Here is a 20,614-nt window from a genome sequence, read left to right as displayed (position 1 = left end):
TATTGCTTAGTGTCTAACGTGACCATGTCGTCATATGCTGCGGTCGCTGGCGAAGGCCAGCCGACCGGGGCGAAGCCAGAGCCGGATGGCATTCGAGCCAATTTACCCTGGGGCAATCTGCTCCGGAGCCTGGCAGAACATTCTCGTTCCGCTGCACAGAGGTGCAGCCGGGCATATGTGAGGTATCGCTCTACTGTTACCGTGTCGCCATACGCCGCGCCCGGTGGCGAAAGCCGTTCGTTGGAAACGAAGCCGGATCCGGATGGCATCCGGGCCAATCTGCTCTTGGGCTTGGCAACCAGCTTGCTGTTGATCTTTGGCGGAGGGCTGTGGTTGGGATTGACCAAGATTGCCGGCGCGGTCATTGCGCCTGCAACTGTGGTGGTCGAAAGCAACATAAAAAAAGTCCAGCATCAAACCGGCGGCACCATCGGCGGAATCTTCGCGCAGGACGGCGATCACGTGAAGGCCGGCGACGTGTTGGTCAGGCTGGACAACACATTGACCCGAGCAAACCTGCAGATAATCACCGAGGACCTCAATCGAGCCACCATTCGTCTGGCCCGGCTGGAAGCCGAGCGCCAGGGTCTGCCGGAAATGCAGATCCCGCCTGGCCTTCGGGTTCAAATGGGTGACCCGCAAGTGGCGGCGCTTGTCAGTGGCGAACGTGCCTTGTTCGAAAGCCGTGCTGCGGCGCTGGCTGGCCAGAAGGCACAATTGCAAAGCCGCGCGAAGCAGCTGGAACGTCAGATCGATGGCCTCAAATCGCAGCAGTCTGCGACGGATGAGTCTCTGGATCTGCTGACCAAGAACCTTGCTGACGTTGAATCTCTCTACGCAAAGAAGTTGGTCTCCAAGGAGAGGTTGAGCACTGTCAGCCTGGAGAAGACCCGGACTCGCGGCGAATCGGGACGCCTTGTCGCAGCGATAGCGGAGGTACAAGCTCACATCAGTGAAACGGACCTGCAGGTGCTTCAGCTCGACGAACAAATGCGGAGCGACGTGACCAACGAACTTCGCGAAACGGAAGCCAAGCAGACCGAACTCAGTGAGCGCAAGGTGGTGGCCGAAGACGAGCTCGGCAGGACAGACATTCGCGCCCCGCAATCAGGCACGGTACAAGAATCCTCGGTCCACACCGTCGGAGGCGTGATTGGCGCCGGAGAGGTGCTCATGATGATTGTGCCCGATTCCGACAACCTTGTCGTAGACGCTTCCATTCCTCCGTCGCGCATTGATGAGATCCATCCCGGACAGCAGGTGTCGATCCGCTTTCCGGCGTTCGACGCCGGCACTACACCGGCTTGCGAAGGCTCGGTCAACCGCGTCTCCGCAGATCTGATCAAGGATCAGCAACGTCAGCTTTCCTATTTTTCGGCGCGCATCGATGTCAAGAACGAAGCGACCTGCCTGACAGGAGAGAAAATCCTCAAACCGGGCATGCCCGCCGAAGTCCATATAAGAACCGACGAGCGCAGTGTCTGGTCCTACTTGATGAAACCTCTTACCGACCAATTTTCCAGAGCTTTCAGGCAGTAAGCGGCTGCCAACCCAGTGGCGGCCGCTTGGCTCGAGGCGCAGCCGATCTATCGGATCGCCGCGCTCTCGAGAGCGCTGCTGAACCTTACCTCGATCGTGTCTCCCGGCATGACCTCGGTGTCTTCTTGGGCCGGCTGTTTCCGCCATTCTTCGCCGACCCTGCGAACGATCGTGACCTCGGCTTGGATCGTCTCACCGGCAACCGGCAACGGCAGGGCGGCAGCTCCCGTGGGCTGCAACTTCTGGCTGGCGGCGCGAAGTCTTGCATTGATGTCGGCAAGACGCACATTGGTATCTTTCAACTCAGTCAGCAGACCTATCCTTCTTTGGTTGTCATTGCGTTCGTGCTGTCTGGCAAAATCAGCCTGCTGACGTCGTGCTCTCATAAGTTCAACCGACGTTTCGAGTGCCCGGCTGGAAGAGAGTACCAAAGCGCGCCGGACGTCGGCGAGCCGGTTATTGGTGAGATTTCCGGACTCAAACGCTTTCCTTACGCGCGCCAGCTCGTCTTCGTCCGCCTTCACGCCATCCGCTTCGGCCTGCTCGCGTTTGAGCAAGGTCTCGGTTTGTGCAGCGGCATCCTTGCCACTTTTATCGAGAAAGCTCTGCTCTTGCTGGAAGTTGTCCAACGAGAGCTTCAGCCCTTCTGCTTCGGCCTGGGCGATCGCCGATGCAAAAACTGCCGGCAAGGGCGATCCTTGTGGTGGCTGCATGTCGAAGCTCGATTTGCCCTGAAGTTCGGCGCGAATGCGGGCGCTGTGATAGTAGTCTCTCGTGTATTCCCCCCAAAGCGATTCGTAATCGCGCCGCAGATCCACCGGATCGGGGCCAACCTGGTTTGCCCGGGACCGCAAAAGGCTGAAACCACCTGACACGGCAATCGCCTGCCGCACGGTCATCAGCGGCCGGTAGGCCTGCTGTCCGGGAGTGAGCACATCCCCTGTCACATAGATCGGCCGATATTCTGCGACCACGGCGGTCACGTCTGTCGGCTTGATGACGATCATTTGCTCCCGCCCGTCAGGCAGACGATGGTGGAATATCTTGGTTGGCAGGATCGTCTGCATGCGTGTTTGCAGTTCGGCCGGGCTTAGGCCGCCCACCGAAACCATCCCGACTTCGGGAAGCGCGATCGTGCCGTCCATCTGGACCACGGCACGTTGCGTTCGCTCCGGGATGGAGGCAATTCCTATCTCGACGGTGTCGCCGGCGGAAAGTCGATAGGCGACCTGCGCTTCCGCTGCAGCGGCCGTATCCATGGCAGCCAGCATGCCGAGCACGACAAGAAGGATTCGGTTAACAAGGACCATTGGTGACAATCTCCTTCTGGTTCGAATCCAGCGACAACGGCGGAGCCAATCCACCCAGGCGAAAGCTCATGTCATGTAACCCATCTCATGGCGCACCCGGCCTTCGCTGAGGCGTCCCTGCCACCATCCGATGGTCCGCTCCAACCCTTCGCGCAGGCTGGTCTGGGCGCGCCATCCAGTCTTGCTTTCGAGGAGCGAAGAATCAGCCAGCAAGGCACGCACCTCTGAATTCTGCGGCCGCAGGCGGCGCTCGTCGCGGTGAATTGGTTTCTTGCAGCCACTCAACTCGACCACCAGATCCAATATGTCCGAGATCGTCACGGCGCGCTGGCTTCCGGCATTGTAGGCATGGCCAAATTCGAGCTCGGCCGAACCTGCGGTCAAAAACGCCGCCGCAGTGTCTTCCACGAAAGTAAGATCGCGGATCGGGCTGGTATCTCCCACCATGATCGCCGAGCATTTCTTGTCGAGAGCCTGACGTATGATGGTCGGTACGATGGCCCGCTCGCTCTGGCGTGGGCCATACGTATTGAAGGGCCGCATGATGACCACGGGGACGTCGAACGATCTGGCGTACGACTCCGCCATCATGTCCGCACCGATCTTGGATGCCGAATATGGTGACTGTCCCTGCAACGGGTGTGATTCGCTGATGGGCATTGTCAGCGCGGTGCCATAAACCTCGCTTGTCGAGGTGTGCACCACCCGCTCCGTCTCCCATTGCCGCGCCGCTTCGAGGACGTTGACCGTGCCCAGGATGTTGGTTTCTACATAGGACTGGGCCGCGGCATACGAATATGGGATCGCGATCAGTGCGGCGAGATGAAACACCACCGCCTGGCCACGCACGATCCGGTTAAGGAACGCGCTGTCACGAACATCACCGCGGATGAGGTTCAGCTGGCTTCGAATGGTGTCCGGCAAATCGTCCAGCCAGCCGTGGCTGTCGAACGAATTGTAGAGAGCCAGCGCAGTGACATCCGCGCCGCTACGGACGAGTGCTTCGGTGAGATGCGACCCGATGAACCCATCGGCACCGGTAACCAGAACTTTCCTGCCCTTGTATGCCATGACCCAAGCGTTCCCCCTATGACGTGAGGCACTGACTTTGCAAATCCACGAGAGCGCGGGTATTCCACCTGCTCTCACGTTCCGATCGGCGGCGGCGAAACGACGCCAAGCACCGCCAGCAAGCCGCGCACCATCCAGACGACATCAGAGACGATCGTGCGCTGCGGATAATAGGAAAGGTCGAGCCTGGCCTTGGCAGGAAACAGAACCTGGCGGTAGAACAATAGCGGGTCCACGGATCGCGGATAAAAATGCGCTTCATTCCGGAAGAGAACCTGGGCCGGACCCAACAAGCCTGGCTTGTATTGTAAAATGTCCTCAAAGCCTCCACGAAAACAATCGGCAAAGGCAAGGCTCTCCGGGCGTGGACCGATGATTGCCATCTCGCCTCTGAAGACATTCCATAGCTGCGGCAGCTCGTCGAATTTGGTGGCGGCGAGGAACCGCCCGATTGGCGTCATGCGGCTGTCATCGGCCATGGTCAGCGCCAGGCCACCGGGATCGCATCGCACTCTGAATTTGCGGAATTTGTACATGCGGAATGGGCGAGCACCGGCCCCGACGCGGGTCTGCGTAAAGAAGATTGGCCGACCGCCTTCCAGCAGCAGCGCCAGGGCAATCAGCAGCATCAGCGGAGCGAAGACGATCGCCGCGGCTGCAGCAATGACGAGATCGATTGCTCGTCTCACAGCCCCATGGGCGGCGCTCGAGACGTTAGGCCGGTGAATGGCTAGGTCCAGGGCATTCATGCGGCTGTTCCTGTCTGAGCGCAGTTATTGACCGCCGCGGCAAGAGCGACCACTACCGTTTCGACCAAAGGTGCGGTGATCTGCGGATGCAGCGGTACAGTGAGTTCGCGCTGGGCGAAATCTTCCGTGCGCGGTAAATGAGTACCGGGAATGAGCTCACGATAGAGCGTCATCTGGTGCACCGGCGGGTAGTGGATAGTGGTTTGTATCCCTTGCGCGCGCAGTGCGTCGATGACGTCTTGCCTGTCGGCGTAACGCGGCAAAAGGATAGGCATGATGTGGTAGGCCGACGTCCGCGGCTCGTGGAACGGGATGGTCACGGCCGGGCAATGCTTCGCGATGAGACGGCGATACAGCATCACCAGGATACGCCTGATCTCATTCCACTCCTGCAGATTTTGCAGCTGGACCAATCCGATCGCAGCCCGCAATTCATCCATGCGATAATTGAATCCGAGCATGGTGACATCATACTGCGGGGTGCGGCTGTTCAGCCTTTGACGTGTCCCGGTGGTCATCCCATGTCCACGCGCCTGGCGGATCGTCTCGAGCAGACCGGCATCCCTGGCAATCACCGCCCCGCCTTCCGCCGTGGTCATGTTCTTGTTGCCGTAGAAGCTGAAGGCGGCCGCGGCACCAAATGTCCCCACCTCCTTCAGGCCGGGCGCATGCGCCGCGTCCTCGACGATATGCAGCCCACGGGCACGGGCGAACTTCTGCCATTGTTCCCGATCGGCGAGGTAGCCGGCGAAATGGACGAGAATGACTGCCTTGGTGCGGGCCGTGCATTTCGCTTCGGCTTCCGCGATGGACATCAGCGGCACATCGACCGACTCGATGTCGACGAAAACGGGGGTCGCACCAACATAGAGGACCGCATTTGCGGTCGCCACGAAAGTCAAGGATGGGACCAGCACCTCGTCGCCCGGGCCGATACCAAGTGCGTGCAAAATGAGATGAAGCGCTGCGGTACAAGAACTGACCGCGACGCAATCCTCCGCACCATGCACGTCGGCAAAGGCTTGTTCGAAGGCTCGTACCTGCTCCCCCATGGTCAGCCAGCCGCTGTCGATGACCTTGGTCAAAGCAGTCTTCTCCGGCACACCCAAGATCGGGGCACTGACCAAGAGCATCACAACCTCCTAGACTGATAACTGTGGGAACCGCGCTGGTGACTTCATCATGCAGCCGTCGCAGTGACCTCGATCGAGGCCGACTGGTCTTCCCAGGAAATGGTCTGTGCGTTCTGAAAGTCGTCGACGCGCCCGATATCGAGCCAGAGACCTTCATGCTTGTACACGTGCACGGTTGTGCCGTTCTGCATCATCTGGAGCATCAGGTCGTCGAACCCAAAGGGTATGCCGGACGGGATGAACTGCAGAACGTCTGGATTCATGCAGTAAATCCCCATGCTGACCAGATGCGACAGCGTCGGTTTCTCGCGAAAGGTCTGCACGGTATTGTCGACTTCGTCGATGACGCCGAAATCCATCTTGATCAGGCGACAGGCTGTTGCGATCGTCACTGGATCGGTGTGCTTACGGTGCGCTGCTACAAATCGACTGAGGCTTAGATCCGTAAGGACATCGCCATTGAGAACGATGAATGGCTCCGTCAGTTCGTCCCTGATCAAAGACAATGGCCCGATGGTGCCCAGCGGCTCCATCTCCTGCGTGTATCGAATTTTCAGGTTCCACTGCGAGCCATCTCCACACACGGTGCGGATCAAGTGGCCGAGATATCCGGTTGTAATATAGACTTCCTGAATACCGTTGCGTCGCAACCATTTCAGAAGCATCTCGAGAACCGGCCGTGCACCGATCGGCATGAGCGGCTTCGGCAAGATCGAAGTGAAGGGGCGGAGGCGTGTTCCCATTCCACCACATTGGATCACCGCTTTCATCCTGGTCCTCCCTTGTTCATTCGGCCTGAACGCCATCGTCACGGGCCGGTTATCCTACCCTGGTCAGCACCCGGGAAACGCGTTCTTGTCCCCTCAGAAGAACCGGTGAGATTTCCCGTAGAAGACCGGTGAGATTTCCCCACCGATCCCTGATCCGGACATTGCATCTGGATGGTATGTGGCCGTCGGGGTGCGTGTCGTCGTGCATTCGAATGGTAACAATTCAGCCGTTTTGCTGTTCTATACCTACAGACCTATGGCAGTGCTGAGACCAGCCGGTCTGTCAGCTTTCCAAGAGGTCAGAACACATGTTCGACGACGTTCGGCGGGTTTCGCTCACAAGGGGCAAAAAAAGAGGAGCGTTTCCCGTCATTTAAGATTATATTAGAAATCTGGCGTTTGCGGCGTTGGGGTGCCGCGGCGTCGGCTGGATGAATCGACGAGTGAATGGCTACGACTTTCAGGCCCATCACCGTTCAATCCATTCAGATACGCGTTGGGGTAGTTCAATGTATCGAATCGTCATCGCCGACGATCACGGCTTGTATCGTCGTGGCTTGCGATTGGCACTGACCGCAGGCATTCCAGGTGTGGAGATATTTGAAGCGTCTTGTTTCGACGCGGTGCTCAGTTTGCTGGCAGAGCAATCGTTCGTGGATCTTGCGATCCTGGACCTGAATATGCCGGGCCTGTTCAATCAGGAGGTGCTCGGCGGGATCCTGTCCGCCTATCCGGACACGCGATTTGCGATCGTTTCCGGAAACGATTCACGCTCGGAAATACTCACGGCTCTTTCGATCGGGCTTCATGGCTACATCGTAAAGTCGCAGACGGACGAAGAGGTCGTTTTGGCTGTCAATGAAATCCTCTCCGGCCGCATCTATGTTCCTGCACTTCTGTCACGCCCGGGTGCAACGCAAACAACCCACGCGCATACACACTCCGAGAAAGGCCCACAGCGACGTACCACAGGCCTCAACCTTGGCAGGCTGACCTCGAGGCAAAAGGAAGTCCTCAAGCTGATGGCGGAAGGCTATTCAAACAAGGAAATTGCTCGCGACCTGGAAATCGCAGAGGCGACCACGAAAATCCACGCTGCTGCGGTCCTGCGTGAGTTGGGGGTACGCAATCGGACAGAAGCTGCCGTTATGCTGAAGACATGGCTTTCGAGACATGCCAGCTAGAGCGCCGCGCGTCCTTTTGGACATGCAAACGGCGCCCAAGGTTTCATGCATATACTGCATATACCGAAACTGCGCTGCGGCCTTTGGCCAACGACATCCCTGGAAAAGAACCTAAGCGCATCTCCAAGGCCATTCAGCGCGACGCGTCTTTTAGGTATCTGCTTTTCGATCGGAGCACTGCACTAGGATCCGATTTCCTTGCGTGATAGCCGCAGCGAATACCGCAACCCGTGGTCAGTTATTTCCAGTTTGGGAGAGTGACCGACAAGCGGCGCTCCATCTACTCCGATTATCATGGAACCGAAGCCATGACGGACTACGCTCGAGGTCCGCCGCCGTCCCGATTCCACCCACTCGAACACGATCTCACTGCCTGTGTCTTCAGGTGCAAATGTCCAGCTTACGTCGATCCGGCCTTTTGGATCGCCAAGCGCTCCATATTTCATGGAATTGGTGGCAAGCTCGTGGACGATCATTGCAAAACTCTCGGCGGCGCCTCCCGACATCACCACGGAAGGACCGCTGACCGATATGGCGCGTGTTCCCATATATGGTTGCAACTCTTGAGCAACGAGATCGTTTAGCGCCCCCGATACGCTGCCGTTGCGTGAAAGAAGCAGATGGGTTGCCTCGAGCGCGCGTATCCGGTCGATCAGCATTTCCTTGTATTTGGCAACATTGTTTCCAGGAACATCGACCATTTTCACGAGCGCCGTGATCACCGCGAAAACGTTGCCGAACCTGTGGCGTTGTTCGAGCATAATGCGCTCCCGCTTCTTTGCCGCGGCGCGCAGCAGCGTGGTTTGTCGTCTCTCGCTCAGGTCGGCAGCCACTCCAAGCCGCTGTCCTCCATCACCCTGTCTTTCCTCCCTTCCGCGCAGGGCAACCCAGCGGATATGCCCGTCCGGTCGACGGACGCGTATCTCAACATCGTAATTCATGACCGATGATGCGGACTTTCTCGATGCCGCCAGCTTTGGCCAGTCCGCCGGATGAACGACAGCTGATAGTTCCTCCAAACTGCGGCTATTGGCCTGGGCCAAGCCGAGAACGTCCCAGAACGTGTCCGAGCCTGTGACTGTCCCGTCTTTAAGGTCGATCCGCCACGTGGCCAAGCGTCCAGCAGACAGAGCGAGGTCTAGCCATTCCTTCTGAGCCCGAAGCGCTTCGTGAACAGCTCGTCGTTCCGAAATATCGTCGACCACCACGAAGATGCTCTCCGAGAGTCCCCCCTCGGGCACGGACGAAGAAAGCGTTAGCCTGGCCCAGAATGCCGTACCGTCCTTTCTTAAAAGACGGACCTCCGAAACGAACGAAGCAATGTCGTTGCCTAGGCCCGCCAACAATTGCGCCAAGGTGTCCCGGTCGTTCGGGTGGGCGAGCGTATCGAGCTGCAATTGGGCAAGCTCCTCCTCCTTGTACCCGGTCATCTCACAAAGGCGTCTGTTGGATTGCAGCAACTCACCTTTCTCGTTGGTGTTCGCGAATCCCATGGCAGCACGTTCGAAGGCCCAACGATAGCGGCTTTCGGTCGCCTCGACGGCAGCGAGCCTGGCCTCCGCGACTTCCAGCAGCTCACGCAAGTCCTGCCGTAGGCGATGGAACGTCATGGCAATCACCCCACCCGAAACCAGAAGCAGGATTGCGCGTGCCCAATCGCCATTTGAAATCTGATCGTATCCTCGCGCCCAAAGGCCGACCGCCACCATCAGAATGGTCGCAGCGAGCGCAGGCACACGATCTTCGAGATAAGCGATAATAATAATAGCCGGAACAAATTCCAGAAAACTGGCGCCTTGCCCAATATAGGCTGACGATTTTATTTCAAATATCAGTGTGGCAGCTAGTACGGATGCAGAGGCAATATGAGTTAGCAATCTGCCCGACGGGTTCGAATTCGACCTGCGCGACTGCGAGCTCATGGACACAGACTACAACCTTCTGACTAGCCCGTCGAGACTAGAGCAAAAAACGTACAGCTTAGTACCACTGCCGGATTGCCATACCGCTATCATAGCGCGCATTTTATCGGATGCAGCAGGGGCTATGAGCTGCCTTAGAACTGTCAGATCATATTGAGTTTTCAAGGTGGTGATGAACACGTTATCCGTCAGCGCATAGAAGACTAGAATCCATCTAAACATAAAAGACTATCCGAATCCCGAATACTTATTTTCGGGCGTGTGTGAAACTTTGGGTTAGGGGTAGAAAATGAATCTGATCGATAGACATGTTGATGCTTCTTCGGGCGGTAGGTACATTGCTACGAGGACCAAGTACGATTTTGACGCGCGGAATACGCGACCCTCTTCTGGTCACCTTCCCGATCGCGCATCGGATCCATTGGACGCACGGCTTGGGGAATCAAAAGGCCGCAGTCTGGAATCCATAACCGGCGTGCTTGATCGCATTGGCTGTGGCTATCTCGTGCTGAATCGCGAAAGAAAAGTAGTCGAGTGGAACGCAGCCGCCCAAACCACGCTTGAGCGCCAGGGCGAAGCGGCTGACACGGCGAGCGGGCTTACGGCCGCACTAAGGCGGCTGATCGCGAATGTTCCGGGCCAATTCCTGCCGGGCTCGTTATCCTGGGTGGTAATCCGCAGCAGGGGCGACCGGCCGGTGATACTGAACGAGAACGGAGTTATTGCTCCCGACGGAACGAGCATCGTGGCGTTGCTGGACCGGGACAACAGGTCGGGGCCAAATCCTCGCACGTTGCAAAGAATGTTTGGCTTGACGAGCGCAGAAACGCACCTCGCCTTGCGTTTGGCTCAGGGCGACGCACCTTTGGAGATCGCTCGCAGCTGGCGTCTCAGCCGCACCACGATCCGTTCCCAGCTTGCCTCGCTGTTCGCCAAGACCGAAACGAAACGCCAGGCGGAACTGGTGGCCCTTCTTGGGCGTATTTCGGTCCTGCCATAAGGGCCGGCCACTTAAATGCAATCGCCGGACGTCGGCGTCCGCCCGGGATCCAGACGACGCAATTTGGAGTGTCATGATTTGGCAGGTCGTGCATCGCGTTGCGCGGTTCGTGGCACCGACGTCGCCTGAACTCCACCAGGTTCGATGCGCTGACGTAAATATCGGAAGCTGGAATCTCGGACCGGCAATTCGGTACTGTCGAACGGAATTCGAAAGGCGACAAGTTGGACAACGATCTATGCAGCGAGTCTGTCCTTGCCGCAACGGAGAAGGTGGAAATCGCCCGATCGCGTTCGGATCAAGCGGTGAAGAGACTTGCGCGGACAGGACCGATCGTCGTCACCGGCGCAGCAGGTTTCATTGGTTTTCACGTGGCCTCGCGGCTTTTGCGTCTGGGTGTCAAAGTCGTGGGCGTCGACAATTTCACACCCTATTACGATCTGCGGCTCAAGGAAGCGCGGTTTGCACGCCTCTGTAGCGAGGCGGAGTTCACGCCGATACGAATGGATCTGGCGGATGCCGCGCGCGTTCAGTTGCTGTTTTCAAACGTTCGCCCCTCACACTTTGTCCATCTCGCGGCTCAGGCCGGCGTGCGTCATTCAATTGTTGACCCGCACGCCTACGTGCAATCGAACATAGTGGGGTTTCTAAACGTCCTTGAGGGCTGCCGGCATTACGGCGTCAGTCATCTCGTCTACGCCTCCTCGAGCTCCGTCTACGGCTTAAATCGAACCATACCGTTTTCCGAGCACCACGGCGCCGATCATCCCGTCAGCTTCTACGCCGCCACCAAGCGTTCGAATGAATTCATGGCGCATTCCTACAGCCATTTGTTCGACCTGCCCGTGACGGGACTGCGCTTCTTTACCGTTTATGGCCCCTGGGGCAGGCCCGACATGGCGGTCTATTTGTTCACGCGCGCGATCATCGAGGGCAAGCCAATCGAAGTAGCCAATGCCGGCCGCGTCTGGCGAGACTTCACCTATGTCGACGATATCGCTGAGGGCGTGGTTCGGGCACTCGCTGCACCGCCGCGGCCCGATCCGAATTGGGACCCTTGCACCGCCGACCCTGCTACAAGTTCCGCGCCGTGTCGCGTCTACAATATCGGCAACGACCGGCCCGAGGAGATCAACCGGCTGATTTCGATCATCGAGACCGCCCTTGACAGCCGGGCGCTTCGCGTGGATGTGCCGTTGCCGCCTGGCGACGTTCTGGAGACGCGCGCCGACGTCAGCGATCTCCGCAAGGCCGTCGGCTTCGCCCCGGCGACACCGCTTGAGGACGGAGTGCAACGCTTTGTCGAATGGTACCGGGACTTTCATGGAACGGATGCCGCGGTCAGCATACGGCAACAAACGTCGGTGAATGATGAGGCCACGGTGTAGGCCGCGCCTTGTCGGGCAACGATCTGCCACTCGGCAAATTTGAGATTTCGCATTTTTTCGGACAGAGAATAAAGCGAGTGTCGGCCCCAAAGCCGCCCCCGCCAGCCTCTATCCGACACAATCTTGGACTCGAAATTTCTGAACGCTGATGCCGTCGAGTATCGGGCGCGATAACATCAGATCAGCGCAGGAACCAATGAGGCGGCTGGCCTTCGACTGCGCGCGTTCTGAGCGACGCCAGCGCAAAGATCAGCCCAGGGAGAATTTTCAGCCGTTTGCTGATATAAATCGACATCGCCACATTCCAAATCGCCAACGCAAGCGCGAGGCCCACTGCGGCGCCCGGCGCGCCGTAGAGCGCAATTCCTGCGGCACAGCCCATGATGCTGGCCGCGGCGCCGGCGATCATGGTTGCGGCTGCCGCCCATTCGTTTCCAGTCATCATCAAGAGGAGCATCTGGGGTCCGCATAGCGCGACAAAGACATATCCGAGAATGAGTATCCGCGCGACGGGTGCCGCTGTACTGAAATCTCCGCCGAACCAGCTCAACAGAGGTTCAATAATCGCAAGCATCGGGATGGCCATCGCTATGGCGCCGCCAGAGGAAAGTAGGGCGGCCCGTGAAAACAGCTGCTGCAGAGCCATCCGATCGCCTCGGGCATGAAGGGCGGCCGCTGTCGGCGCAAACATCGTCGAGACAGCGACCAGGGAAAGGCTCACAAGCAATGCGACGTTCAATCCCAAGGCGAAAATGCCCGCTTCGCGAATGTGATGCGTCCAGCCCAGCACCATGACCCCGGCCCGGCTGATGAAAACATCGAGCCCGGCCATGAGCATCATTGGCGGAACCGCGGACCACCATTCCCGCGACTCGTCGCCTGGCTGAACCTGCCGCAAGCCGGGCGGCTGAAATTTTGCCGCCATGATGAACACCAGGCCGACCGTGATGGCTGAACTTGCCAGCACCGCCTGCATCACCAGGGGTGCGTTGGGGGTCCATGATCCGGATAAGACCGCCATTCCCAGCAACGTCAACAATAGGCCGTCGCGCACGATGCGTTCCGGCATGAGGGCCGAGACACCGCCGCCGAAAGCACGAACAAGTGTTGCGCCCAACGCGTAGGCGGTGACCAAAGGCACTGCTGCCATGCCTAGCAGCTGGCTGGTTTGAAGCTCCTTGTGAGAAGAATCCGAAAAGAACAAGACCAAGGCGGCGCCAATGATGCCGAATAGTGTCGCTGCCGCCAGCGACCTTTGCAGAGCAAACCTGATTACCCCGTGTACCAGGTCAAGCCGCCCTTTGGCACTGTAGGCGGAGACGAAACGCAGCAAGGATACATGGAACCCAAGCGTTGCAAGATAGGCAAGCACCGAGGTCCAGGCCAGAACATAGGAGTAGATGCCATAGCTGGTGGAGCCAACGATGCGCGCAATCAATAACTGCGCCAAGCTGGTCAAGCCCGCACCCCCGATATAGACCAAAAGAGCGAAGATGCTGGCATAGCCGAGACCCCGGCCCGTGTCCTCCTTGTGCGGCAAAACCATATTTGTTGGAGCAACGGAGGCCGCAGGGAAGCGGGCGAGCTTCGGATCGCTGCAATCGTCGATGTCTCTTGCGCCGGCGGGCCCAGCTCCGGTCTGCGAACTCTTCGATATTATCTTCCGCTCGACAGACTGACTGCCGCGACGGTCGTTACGCGGAAGCCCGCATGTGACACTCATGATGTTCTCTCGAGCAAGAGATCTGCGCTGTCCCCAAACCGATAGCCAGCGTGTTTCTGTAGATTGACGTGCGTGAGAACGCTGCCTACGGGGACCTGAGCCGTCTCGTCCTCCGTCAGCAGCTGCAGAACACCGCGCGCGATGCTGCGACGCGTCCTGCCCCAGCGAACGGCGAACAGAACCACGTCAGCCCAGCCCGTCAGTAGCCTGGCCTCAGGTCCTCCAAGTCCCAGCGGTCCATTTATAATGACGACGCTGTAGATTGAGCGCAGCTCATCTGTGACCAGGGATCCGTCGATCATCGACAGCTGCGGCAGCAGATCCTCTGATGGTGCCAGCGCCATGAAGTCGATTCCAATTTCAGGCATTCCCGTGACCGCGTCGTGCAGGGGACAACGGTCGTTCATATAGTCTCCAAAGGATTTATGCGGCCGGAGCGCGCCGAATTCGTTCAGGAACTCGTTCGTGAGGCGGGCGCCCGTGCTGTCAAGATCGAGAAAAAGCACTCGTCCCCCAAGTCGGGTAGCTGCCAACGCCAGGCTCCATGCAAGCTCGGTCTTGCCATCATGCCGGATACTGGACGTTACGAGGATGACGTGCGAAGCGCGGCCCCTCGCCTTGTTGAGTGTCACGGTGACGAGGAGGGAAGTGATGGCTCGGCTGTAGCTGGACTGTCGTTGGCCAAGAACCAGCTGCTGTAGTCGTTTCGCGTGTATTGTGGGCGCTTCCGGTATCAGCCCCAGGCATGGGACCCTGAGCGCGGCTTCAGCTTCGGCCTCGCCGCACAAGGTCTGATTGAGGCGGCTGCGGACCATCACGAAGATCCCGCCAATGAGACCAAACACGATCATGCCGGGCGGAATAAGGAAGATGGGCGGCAGGGTTTTTGGATTCGTCGGCGGCCACGCCGCTGAAAGGATCGAGACTCCGGGCAAGGGAGTTGCGATACGCTGCACCAGATCCTGTTGTTGCGTGAGTAGCTGGTTGTATCGCTGCGTCAAGATGCTGACCTGCGGCTCGAGCGCACGCAAGCCGGAAAGCCGGCCGGCTGTGTCGGCCACCACCGCATCAAGCACATTCTTGCGCCCCTCCAGAGCCGCAATCTGGGCACGGTAGATGTTCGCCTCCGCAGCAATGCGAGCAGTGCCTTGTTCGATCTCGCGGTTGATTGCAGTACTCAGGCCCGCATCCGCATTGTCGTTGGCTTGGCGAGCCGCCATGTCGGCCAGTACCGGTGACCCGATCGCTTCGGCGAGCGCCGCGACCGATGCTCCTTCCTTTCGCAAAGCCTCGATGTGTTGAAGGCGAGATTCCGTTGCGGAGAGATCCGCCTTCGACAAAGATATCTGCTGGCTGAGCTCGGCTGTCTCCTTGGCAGCGTTGTCCGCCGCACCTTGATCGACCGCGCCATGGCTCAGCCGATACTTTTCCAGGCGGTCGGTTGCTTTCGCCAAGTCGCTTTGTACGACCGGTAGGCTAGCGACGATCGAGGCGAGTTCCAGTCTGTCTGACGCCCTGCGCTTCTGTGCGAGATCGTCGATGTATACTTGGACGAACGTATTGGCCACAAGGGCGGCTCGCGCCGGATCGTTGTCGGTAAAGCCGACCGTGATCACTCTTGATCGCAGTTCCTGTCCAACCCTCATGCCCTTCCGTAATGCCTTGAGTTCGTCTTCATCGGCGGCCGCCGGCTTGCCCTGCGGCCAAATGCTTTCCAGCAGACCGGCTGCGAAGGTGCGTATGTTCTGCAAGTCGCCGCCGGCCGGAGCGGGGCGTGAATTTCCGGTTACGACATCCCCTTGCTCAGCAATGTTACCAACCTCCGTCTTGCGCAGGGCTGCCACCACGCGACGCAGATGCCCCTGCGAAGAGAGCATGGTTAAGTGGTCATCAATGCTCGCATCCAGCATCTCCTGCGCAGAATCTGCGCCTCCGGGAGCCGCATTCCTGCCAGGAGCATCGACAATCACCTGTGCGGTCGACTCGAACAGGACGGGACGCGCAAAACCCGCAAGCCCAGCCAACACACCGCCCAAAATCACCATTGCAAGCAGGAACCATTTTCTCCTCGCGACGGTAATAAGGAGTTGATGGAAGGGGGTCTGCGCGTCGATCTGTTCGCGCAGGAATGGCCTCATGCGCGGGTTGATCTCGCGCGTCGGCACGTGCATTTCAGTGGCGCGCGGAAGGTGAATGCGGCTGACTATGGAACCTTCCATCTTATACTCCTGTCAGTTCGAGCACTGTAGACATGCCCGTTGCCGGCCCTGGGGGCCGCCCGGCCTCGTTGCGCCAGGCCTGGAACATCAATGCGGGCCACAAATCACGAGAATGGTCCTGTCTTCCGTCAAGGTGGTCGCGCCAGCACATCGCGACCTTCGCAAAGTCGAAGATCCCATCTCCGGAGAGGCGCATATCGGCGACCAGATCGCTGGCCCAGTCGCGCAACGGGCCTCTCAGCCAGACCGCTATGGGAACATCGAAACCCTGCTTCGGCCGGTCGATCAGCCGTTGCGGAAGATAGCGGCTCAGCAACTGACGAAGTATCCACTTGCCTTTGCCATTGCGAACCTTCGCATGTGCGGGCAGCCGCCAAGCGAATTCGACAACCCGATGGTCGAGAAGCGGGCACCGGCCCTCGAGGCTGTTGGCCATGCTGGCACGGTCCAACTTCACCAGTATATCGTCGGGCAGGTAGCCGGCCATGTCGTCGTACAAGAGACGGGACAGCAGGCCATCAAGCCGGGGTGACTCTTGAATTGATGTGGGCGGCTTGTGGAGTGTGAGGCTCTCGGTCGATACTCCGGTCAGCCGTTGATACAATTCGTCCTCATCTGCTGCGGCGAGCAGCCGAGCGAGGCGGTGCAGCCGATCGCTCCGCAGCGCGAGCCGTGCACTCGCCGAAAGCGGCAGCTTGCTGACGAGATCGTAGCGCGCCGCACGGGCCAGCAATTCGACCCCTGCAGCAAGCGTGTGACGCAGCGGCGACGGCAGCGCATGCTGTCGTTTCAACCGCGCCGCCATGAAGTGGCGGGCGTAACCGGCGAAGCATTCATCGCCACCGTCGCCTGACAGGGCCACGGTAACATGCTGGCGGGCGAGCCGCGCCACCAGCAAAGTTGGTATCTGCGATTCGTCGGCGAACGGCTCGTCCCAGATCTGCGGCAATTCTGGAATGACCTCGCGCGCAGCGGCGGCCGAAAGGTGTAGTTCAGTATGATTGGTGCCCAGATGCCGCGCAACCTCCGCGGCGTGGGGAGCCTCATCAAACCCGCCTTCTCCGAAAGCAATCGTGAATGTGCGCACCGGCTTCGGCGACTGAGCCTGCATCAGCGCCACAACGGCGGAGCTGTCGATGCCACCAGACAGAAAGGCACCCAGCGGCACATCGGCTACCATGCGTTCCCGAACGGCAAGTCGCAGCAGGTCGTCGAGTTCGTCGGTCAGTTCTTCGTCGGTGCCGGCGATTGGATTCAGTCGACCGTTCGCGGCGACTTCAGGCAGCGACCACCAGTGTCGGACGCGTTGCGAAAGGGATGCGGCACTGCGCGCCTCGGCAAAATCTGCCGCCGTCACAGACAGAACCGAGCCAGGAGGTAACTTGAATACGCCTTGCCAGATGCAACTGTTACCCGGCACCCATCCCTTCGAAAGCATCGTCGCAGCCGCGTCGAGATCGAGCTCCTGACAGAACCCTGGAAAACGATTGATCGCCTTCAACTCGGAGGCAAAAACAAGCGCATCGCGTGTTGCAGCAACATAGAGCGGCTTTTTGCCCATTCGGTCGCGGGCGAGATGGAGGGTCCTGGTCTTCAGATCCCACAATCCAAATGCGAACATGCCAGCGAGGCGCGTCAGTGCGGTGTCGAGACCCCAACTCTCGATTGCGCACAGCATGACTTCGGTATCGCTGGCGCCACGGAACCGATGGCCAGCGCCTTCAAGTTCGCGGCGCAGATCGCGGAAATTGTAGATCTCGCCGTTGAACGTAATGGCATATCGGCCACTTGCCGAATGCATTGGTTGGCGTCCCGCCTCCGATAGATCGACGATAGCCAAACGCCTGTGGCCGAAGGCGATGCCGGCTTCACGGTTGACCCAGAAGCCTTCACCATCAGGCCCGCGATGACGAAGGCCCGTCGTCATCTGCCCTATGGCCGTGAGCGGCCTGGCACTGGCTGCATCGGGTGCAAGGAGAATTCCGGCAATCCCACACATGCCATCACCTCCGGTCGCTCGAGGTTGCCGAAACCGTTTGCGGCGTTCCGGCAACAAGGCAAATGGTCAGCGCAAACCACACGATTGGATGGCGGATGATCAGATGTGGCATCCCGAAGATAACGATCGACACGACGAGCACGAACAGGGCATCGAGCTTTGCACGCCATGCGCATAAAGCCGCCGCGCCGACAATCCAGGCCAGGGCTAGGACTGCAATCAAACCACCTTGAGTGTATAGATCGAGAATCGTGTTGTGAGCCTCGAAAGGCCGGGGCAGAAACTGGCTGTAGGAAATGGGCGGGCGCTCCAGATGCGGCCCAGGACCAAGGCCCAGGGATCCTGACGTCAGGCCCTTGCCCAATGCATCTCCCCAGAGATGGAGGCGAAGTGCGGCGGTTTCGGCGGTCGCGTCGCCGCCCTTGTCCTTGGTGAGACTTAAGGCGAACTGTTCGACGCTGCCCGCTTCCGTGAGAATGTAGGGCGTCATCGACAAGGCCAACGGAAGGAAGCCAATCATCAACAGGAGGGTAACTTGCCGGGAAAAGCTGGCCTTGCCGTCACCGGTTGCGAGCCATGTCCGAACCCGCAGCCCAAGAAATATCAGGCAGGCCAGGACCGTCGTGTACAGATAGGTATCACTCTTCGTCAGCCTTCCGATATAGATGGTCAGGATAAGGCTGCTGAGCCCGGCCAATCTCGCCCACGGATTGCTAGTGGTCGTCGCAAGATGCAAGGCGAATGGGCCAAAGAGTGCACAATAGAGCGCGAGCTGGTTCGGGTTCTCGGACCAGCCGCGGAAGCGATCCCAGTACCACGGATCGACGCCGGATTGGTGGATCCAACCCCATCCAAGTGCCAGCTGAACAATAAAGCCTGCATTCGCGATCGCGACCACCCACCACGCAGTACTGCGCAGATGACGATCAGCCTCGGGCTCCGCGGCGGCTAGGCAGGTGACGCAGATCAGCAGCAGGTAGGCTATCATATCGTGCATCACCACCGACAGGTACAGCACCGTGGTCAGATAGCCGACGATGGTGCCAATCCCCAGAGCAAGCGTCATGATCAGCCAGAAGCCCGCGACACGGATCAGGGCGGGCCTGACTACCAAGTGACCGCCGGCGAGCACCCGGCCGATCGACAGCATGATCCAAAGCGCGAGAAACAGCTCGCCATAGCCGAGCGGCACTCCCGGAATGGTGAGCTGCGCCGCATAGGACATCGCAACGCCGCAGGCCAGCAACGCGTCGCGGATCATCGGCGCGCTCCACCCAATGCGCGGTTTACAGCAGCCTCTTCAAGCAACGCCGGCGACGCCGGTCGAGCGAAGCCGCCATGGGATTTGGCGCTAAGGACATTGTCGTAGAGATCACAATATTGCTCGACCACCCAGGGCAGCGAGAACTGCGTCCGGACCAGCTCGACAGAGCGAGCGCCCATGGTCCTTCCTTTCCGGCGGTCGGACAAGACGTCTATAATTCGACACGCAAGGCTGTTCGGATCGTGCGGTGGGACGAGATGGCCGTTCCATCCGTCTTCGACCACCTCATTGCAGCCAGGCATCCTTGAGGCGACGATAGGCAATCCTGCCAGCCCTGCCTCCAGCAGGACGCGCGGAATCCCTTCGCGGTATTGTGTCGGAAAGGCGAACAGATCGGCCATGCCAAGCAGGGCAGGAACGTCGCGTCGTGGGCCCAAGGCGATGACATGGGGCGCATGTCGATCAATCTCCGCCTTGTCCACCGCAAATGGGCCCTCGGATTCCAATGGCCCGACAAGCACGAAACGGGCATCGGGCCTTTCAGCCAAAATGCGAGGGACTGCCTTGAGGAGTGTCGGGATGCCTTTCTGGCGAGTTAGCCGGCCGACAAAAATTACGATCTCGGCGGATTGGAGCCCAAGCTCCTCGCGCATTTTCATCGCCGACGGGCCAAGATGCCTTGCCATGGCGAACGCATCGACGTCGATTCCAGAACTGCGGATCACTCGTCCGCTGCCACGTATGATCAGTCGGTAGCGTTCAAAGAATGACTGATCGTCCCGATTTTGGAACACCGTAGCGGCCGTCCATAAGGACGAAAGCCATTGCAGTCCGCAAAAGATTGGGCGCAGGGCCAGGGCGCGCGGTTCCAGGGACGAGAACGTCCAGCCCAGACCGTTGATTGTGCGCACGACTGGAACGCTCCCGCGCACCGCAAGTGGCGTCACCAGGTTGGGCTTGGTGTCGAAGCTTTGGATAATATCCGGCCGGAGTTCCGCCATCAGCTTTCGAATGGTTTTGATGGCGGCCCATTCCCCGCTGCTGCTGGAAAAGCGGTCGAAACCGTAGCTGCGATGCGGAATGCCATGCCGCAGGAATGCGGCTTCACCGCCGCTCGAAACCGCAGTAACCTGGAATCCCTTCTCTCGCAGCGACATCAGGAAGGGGATTCGCAGGGCGTGATCCTCGCCTCCAACACACACGAGGTGCGGATTCATCCTGCGTCTCCTGACCGTTCGCCGTAGCCCGATCGCGCGAAGTGGCCGGCCGTTGAATTTGCTTTCATAGTGTTGGTTTCGTTACCCATCACGCCCAAGATCACGGTAGGGGCAGGCCTTGCCACT

15 protein-coding genes are annotated in these 20,614 nt (G+C 59.1%); 4 read left to right on the top strand and 11 right to left on the bottom strand.

From position 1 onward, the window contains the following. The first annotated feature begins 240 nt into the window (after nucleotides 1–240). On the top strand, nucleotides 241–1,539 hold the full coding sequence (locus NKJ09_RS24470) for an HlyD family type I secretion periplasmic adaptor subunit (RefSeq protein WP_245278562.1): 1,299 nt from the start codon (nucleotides 241–243) through the stop codon (nucleotides 1,537–1,539). Between the two features lie 47 nt (nucleotides 1,540–1,586). Here the strand turns inward: NKJ09_RS24470 and NKJ09_RS24465 are convergent, their stop codons facing one another. The 5 genes from NKJ09_RS24465 to NKJ09_RS24445 all read right to left on the bottom strand — a co-directional run bounded on the left by NKJ09_RS24465 (nucleotide 1,587) and on the right by NKJ09_RS24445 (nucleotide 6,572). Then, nucleotides 1,587–2,849, bottom strand: a complete 1,263-nt coding sequence (locus tag NKJ09_RS24465; RefSeq protein WP_023718554.1) for a polysaccharide biosynthesis/export family protein — start codon at nucleotides 2,847–2,849, stop codon at nucleotides 1,587–1,589. 66 nt (nucleotides 2,850–2,915) lie between these two features. Then, nucleotides 2,916–3,920, bottom strand: coding sequence for an SDR family NAD(P)-dependent oxidoreductase (locus NKJ09_RS24460; RefSeq protein WP_023718555.1), 1,005 nt, complete (start codon nucleotides 3,918–3,920; stop codon nucleotides 2,916–2,918). Nucleotides 3,921–3,994: 74 nt separating this feature from the next. Further along, nucleotides 3,995–4,669 (bottom strand): sugar transferase, encoded by a 675-nt coding sequence (locus tag NKJ09_RS24455; protein WP_031193846.1) that lies wholly within the window; start codon nucleotides 4,667–4,669, stop codon nucleotides 3,995–3,997. Next, nucleotides 4,666–5,802, bottom strand: coding sequence for a DegT/DnrJ/EryC1/StrS family aminotransferase (locus NKJ09_RS24450; protein WP_023718557.1), 1,137 nt, complete (start codon nucleotides 5,800–5,802; stop codon nucleotides 4,666–4,668). Before NKJ09_RS24450 ends, NKJ09_RS24455 begins: the two co-directional genes overlap by 4 nt. 47 nt (nucleotides 5,803–5,849) lie before the next feature. Next, entirely contained in the window at nucleotides 5,850–6,572 is a 723-nt protein-coding gene (locus tag NKJ09_RS24445) for a nucleotidyltransferase family protein (protein WP_031193847.1), read from the bottom strand. A 509-nt stretch (nucleotides 6,573–7,081) separates the two neighbouring features. On the opposite strand from NKJ09_RS24445, the gene NKJ09_RS24440 reads away from it, so the two are divergent. Continuing rightward, nucleotides 7,082–7,756, top strand: a complete 675-nt coding sequence (locus tag NKJ09_RS24440) for a LuxR C-terminal-related transcriptional regulator (RefSeq protein ID WP_352484593.1) — start codon at nucleotides 7,082–7,084, stop codon at nucleotides 7,754–7,756. 182 nt (nucleotides 7,757–7,938) lie between these two features. On the opposite strand, the gene NKJ09_RS24435 is transcribed toward NKJ09_RS24440, so the two are convergent. Then, a complete protein-coding gene (locus tag NKJ09_RS24435) occupies nucleotides 7,939–9,678 on the bottom strand; it encodes a PAS domain S-box protein (RefSeq protein ID WP_031193849.1) in 1,740 nt (579 codons plus the stop codon). A 289-nt stretch (nucleotides 9,679–9,967) separates the two neighbouring features. Between NKJ09_RS24435 and NKJ09_RS24430 the strand changes: the two genes are divergently transcribed. Further along, the gene (locus NKJ09_RS24430) at nucleotides 9,968–10,678 is read left to right on the top strand and encodes a helix-turn-helix transcriptional regulator (RefSeq protein ID WP_352494501.1); all 711 of its coding nucleotides are present in this window, start codon (nucleotides 9,968–9,970) and stop codon (nucleotides 10,676–10,678) included. 272 nt (nucleotides 10,679–10,950) lie between these two features. Beyond that, on the top strand, nucleotides 10,951–12,066 hold the full coding sequence (locus NKJ09_RS24425; RefSeq protein WP_352494502.1) for an NAD-dependent epimerase: 1,116 nt from the start codon (nucleotides 10,951–10,953) through the stop codon (nucleotides 12,064–12,066). A gap of 181 nt (nucleotides 12,067–12,247) precedes the next feature. On the opposite strand, the gene NKJ09_RS24420 is transcribed toward NKJ09_RS24425, so the two are convergent. The 5 genes from NKJ09_RS24420 to NKJ09_RS24400 are packed head-to-tail and all read right to left on the bottom strand — an operon-like array spanning nucleotide 12,248 to nucleotide 20,488. Further along, entirely contained in the window at nucleotides 12,248–13,789 is a 1,542-nt protein-coding gene (locus NKJ09_RS24420) for a lipopolysaccharide biosynthesis protein (RefSeq protein WP_051409648.1), read from the bottom strand. Beyond that, nucleotides 13,786–16,008, bottom strand: coding sequence for a GumC family protein (locus NKJ09_RS24415; RefSeq protein ID WP_352494503.1), 2,223 nt, complete (start codon nucleotides 16,006–16,008; stop codon nucleotides 13,786–13,788). Before NKJ09_RS24415 ends, NKJ09_RS24420 begins: the two co-directional genes overlap by 4 nt. 1 nt (nucleotide 16,009) lies before the next feature. Then, nucleotides 16,010–18,007 carry an asparagine synthase (glutamine-hydrolyzing) gene (asnB, locus tag NKJ09_RS24410; protein ID WP_023718566.1) on the bottom strand — a complete coding sequence of 666 codons (1,998 nt, stop codon included), beginning with the start codon at nucleotides 18,005–18,007 and terminating at the stop codon, nucleotides 16,010–16,012. Between the two features lie 4 nt (nucleotides 18,008–18,011). Next, nucleotides 18,012–19,268, bottom strand: coding sequence for an O-antigen ligase family protein (locus NKJ09_RS24405; protein WP_023718567.1), 1,257 nt, complete (start codon nucleotides 19,266–19,268; stop codon nucleotides 18,012–18,014). Next, nucleotides 19,265–20,488, bottom strand: a complete 1,224-nt coding sequence (locus NKJ09_RS24400) for a glycosyltransferase family 4 protein (RefSeq protein WP_031193856.1) — start codon at nucleotides 20,486–20,488, stop codon at nucleotides 19,265–19,267. Before NKJ09_RS24400 ends, NKJ09_RS24405 begins: the two co-directional genes overlap by 4 nt. Nucleotides 20,489–20,614: the final 126 nt, after the last annotated feature.

This window comes from Mesorhizobium sp. M0189 (assembly GCF_040322135.1).
GTDB lineage: Bacteria > Pseudomonadota > Alphaproteobacteria > Rhizobiales > Rhizobiaceae > Mesorhizobium.
The sequence above is the reverse complement of the archived record's forward strand: the minus strand, read 5'-3'. Positions and strand labels throughout refer to the sequence as shown.